Origin of the sequence: Leuconostoc falkenbergense, assembly GCF_014634805.1 — a bacterium.
GTDB classification, from domain to species: Bacteria; Bacillota; Bacilli; order Lactobacillales; family Lactobacillaceae; genus Leuconostoc; species Leuconostoc falkenbergense.
In genome coordinates, this window is the sequence record NZ_BMBS01000066.1 from 1 (window position 1) to 3839 (window position 3839).

Below are 3839 nucleotides of genomic sequence, written 5' to 3' on the forward strand. Positions count from 1 at the left end.
AAAACACTCAACTGGCAATCACCACGAAAGGTTTTTCAGCAGTTTGCAGTGTTCGGTTAATTCTTGCAATCTACCAATAACATATCATACTTTTATAACGATTGTATATATTTTTTATCTAAAAACTATGGTAACAACTGCTACTGCTACAAAAAACAAAAGACTGCCCCAAATTATCTGTGCTTTCTTTTTAATATTCATCACACCAGAAAATTCACGCAAAAAAGCAATAATCCGGTATGGAAAAGGACTCTTACCACCACGCCCATTAGCAGTTACCTTTTGCTGTTGTGCTAATGTTGCACCTCGCAAAATGTGATAGTCACTACTATAAAAAGTAAAAGGTGTGTGTAACATTTCTGATGAATTTCTGATATTTTCAAACGTATTGCGTGATTGATCTTCAAGCATTGTCTTTTCAATTGGTACGTGCAACTCTTTTACTGCATAATCTCGCATTGCTTGAGCTTCGGAAACGAGTTCATCTTCACCTTGTCCACCTGAAAAAACAATCATCGGGTAAGGTGTCATTTGATTAGCATCCTTCACCGCCGCTTTAATGCGTTGACTCACAATGCGACCAACAAAATAGCCATCAACCAATCCGCCCCCTAACACCACTAATGGTCCTATTTCAGGACGCTTGATAACAAAACCGTAAATTATACTCGTAATGAAAAAGCGCAAAAATTGCCATAACACAAATAAAGCCAACCATGAAATAACACCACGCAATTGCCAGATATCTGATGGCAGCCATTGTGGTAAATAAATAGAGACATTAAGCACAACATAAAAAATAATCATGCCAGACAAAACCATATTAGCAAACGTGTGTCCCGACTGATGCCACTTTTTATAGCTATAAAACAGCAAAACTAATAAGAGACTTAACCCTAAAAAATCACCAATCATGCCAACTATCAATGCAACATGATAAACGACATTATTATCAGGCCGAAAAAGTGTATACATGAAATACCCAAACACAGCCAACATAAAAAGCACGTAAGCGCCAACTTGTAAAGAAGCCACATTCGTCCTGATTTGGTAATTCAGCAATATAGCCAAACTAAAAAATACGATGATTATAATGATTTCATTGATTATCATGCCTTAATTGTAACACGTCACCAACACTGATATTGTATGATCTTATCTTTGCAAAAAAAGTGAATGATAATAAAAAAGCGCTTAGTAGCACTTTTTTTATTTTGTCACTGGAAACTTATCAGACGCACCCTGTGGCACCCTAACTAAGTTGAGTGCAACAAGACGCTCTGCAATTTGAACAGTATTCCATGCAGCACCTTTTAGCAGGTTGTCTGACACGACCCACATGTGGAAACTATCATCATTTTCCAAATCAGGACGCACGCGACCAACAAATGTTTCACGCTTACCAGCTGCATTAACTGGCTGTGGGTATAATTGTTCTGCTGGATTATCTTCTAGCACAACACCAGCGGCTGAACGTAAAGCTGCTTGAATGCTAGCCGTTGTCGCCCCAGCGCCGTCATTAGTTTCAAAATAAACCGTTTCTCCATGTCCAATGGGTACCGGTACGCGTACAGCTGTACCTGTTACTTTGACAGCTTTAGAATTTTTGTCACCAAACATGATTTTCTTAGTTTCATGGATCATTTTCCATTCTTCATGTGTATAACCATCATCTTCAAAAACGTCAATTTGTGGTAATAAATTATAAGCCAAAGGATAGTGGTGTTGCGCTCCCTTGACTGGTAAAATGTTGGCGTGAACTGGTTCACCAGCATTATAAGCCGTTGTCTCTGCCACCAATTCATTCCAAGCAGACTGACCAGCACCTGATGCAGCCTGATATGTTGATACTATCACACGCTTCAAGCCGAATTGTTGTTTAATGGGTGCTAATGCGACTACCATTTGAATGGTCGAGCAATTAGGATTTGCGATAATGCCGTTATGTGATGATAATGCGCTTTCATTAACTTCAGGAACAACAAGTGGCACATCATCGTTCATGCGCCAATAGCTCGAGTTGTCAACTACCACTGCCCCGCGTTTAACCGCTTCTGGCGCATATTGAGCTGAGACTGAACCACCACCACTTGCCAAAACCAAATCAATACCATCAAAGCTGTCTGGCGTGGTCGCTTCAACAGTAATTTTTTCACCTTTAAATTCTAATTGTTTACCTGCTGAACGTGGTGAAGCCAATAATTTCAAAGAATTTACTGGTATTGTTGACTGTTCCAGTTGTTCAATGAGTCTCGTCCCCACAGCACCCGTGGCACCCAAAATAGCGACATTATATGCTTTTGTCATGATTTTCTCCTAATCTACTAAAATACGATGTATCCGTTCATGGAAACCTGTGGTGATTTCCCACGGTGCTAATTTGGCATATTGCGCCACATCTTCTACCGTGTTTTCTAAATCACCGTCCACGCCGATAAATGTTACTGTTGTGCCAAGTGGATATTCATGCGGTAGGCGAATCATCAGCTGATCCATGGCAATTTGTCCTACAATTGGTACATATTGTCCGTCAACAATCACATTAAAACCAGTTAATGAACGTAACCACCCATCCCCATAACCAATTGGAACTGTCCCAATCCATTCGTCTTCAGACGTGGTATAAATATGAGAGTAACTAATGCCTTCTCCAGCCGGTAATTTTTTAACAAAATTCATCTGACTACGTAATGATAATACAGGCATCAAGTCATGACCATCAGCTAACTCACCACGAGATGGTTCAATACCGTAAATCACAGTACCAACTCGAATAACTTCATGTGGTACTTCATTTGGATGATACAGTGCTGCACCAGAATTCGCTACATGATAATACTCAGGCTTTGGTAAACCGTCGGTCAAAGCATGCCAACGTTTGAGCTGCTTCTCAAAATAGCGTGTGTCAGATGAATCGGATTCAGCAAAATGGGTGCACAAACCGACATATTCGAATTTATCTGCATGTGCCTGTACAAAAGCAATTGCTTCGGCCACTTCAGAACGTTCTCGAAAACCAATGCGCCCCATTCCCGTATCTAGTCCCAAAGTTACTGGTAAACGCTGTTCACCACTCAAGTGTTGTTCTGCTGTTTTCAGCCAATCTATCGAGACAACTGTCGCCATAATATGTTGTACAGCCATTAATTCGGCATACTCCGCTGGTGAAATACCTAGAATCAGAATAGGGACTGTCAAACGTTGGTGTCGTAGCGCTAACGCTTCATCAATGATAGCAACAGCAAGACCGTACACACCACCAGCCACGGCAGCTTCAGCCATTGTATGCAAGCCGTGACCATAACCATTTGATTTTACAGCTAGAAAAACTTTATCCGCACCAGAAGTGGCTTTAACCACTTCAATGTTATTTTTAACTGCAGCCAAAGAAATTGTCATCTCAGTTGGTCTTGTAATTGCTTCTACCATCAGTCCCTTTAGGTACGTCCATTAAATCAATGTCGCACACTTGCCTTTCTATATAGAAAAAATCCACAGCACACAAACTAGTAGCCATGGATTCCAATTAAATTGCAATCAACCACATAGCACTCCGCTTGCGCGACAGTCCGCCAGTTATTGACTAACGACCCAGCTAACTAACCTTACAGTACTAGTGCTTCGGCTATTTCCCCTTTGACTTGCTTCCTCGTATCTGTAAATACTCCACAAGCTACTGATGTCAATAGCAACCTCTATGATTTTTAAATTGTTATTATTGTATTCTAATTTTTCTTATTTGTCAAATAACTGATTTTAAATTACGGTAGATTGCAAGAATTAACCGAACACTGCAAACTGCTGAAAAACCTTTCGTGGTGATTGCCAGTTGAGTGTTT

Annotated in this window: 3 protein-coding genes and 1 riboswitch; all 3 genes read right to left on the bottom strand. The window is 40.3% G+C overall.

Annotated elements, in window-relative coordinates:
* Positions 1-114: 114 nt before the first annotated feature.
* A complete protein-coding gene (locus tag IEU71_RS09710) occupies positions 115-1035 on the bottom strand; it encodes a YdcF family protein (RefSeq protein ID WP_143470298.1) in 921 nt (306 codons plus the stop codon).
* A gap of 174 nt (positions 1036-1209) precedes the next feature.
* Positions 1210-2307 carry an aspartate-semialdehyde dehydrogenase gene (locus IEU71_RS09715; RefSeq protein ID WP_004910649.1) on the bottom strand — a complete coding sequence of 366 codons (1098 nt, stop codon included), beginning with the start codon at positions 2305-2307 and terminating at the stop codon, positions 1210-1212.
* 9 nt (positions 2308-2316) lie between these two features.
* Positions 2317-3429: an alanine racemase gene (alr, locus tag IEU71_RS09720; RefSeq protein ID WP_004910652.1), complete on the bottom strand. Its 1113-nt coding sequence runs from the start codon at positions 3427-3429 to the stop codon at positions 2317-2319.
* A 109-nt stretch (positions 3430-3538) separates the two neighbouring features.
* Positions 3539-3706, bottom strand: a riboswitch (Lysine riboswitch).
* Positions 3707-3839: the final 133 nt, after the last annotated feature.

Excerpts from the sequence above, each read along its gene's own strand:
- alr (WP_004910652.1), bottom strand. The coding sequence starts at position 3,429 with ATGGTAGAAGCAATTACAAGACCAACTGAGATGACAATTTCTTTGGCT.
- IEU71_RS09715 (WP_004910649.1), bottom strand. The coding sequence starts at position 2,307 with ATGACAAAAGCATATAATGTCGCTATTTTGGGTGCCACGGGTGCTGTG.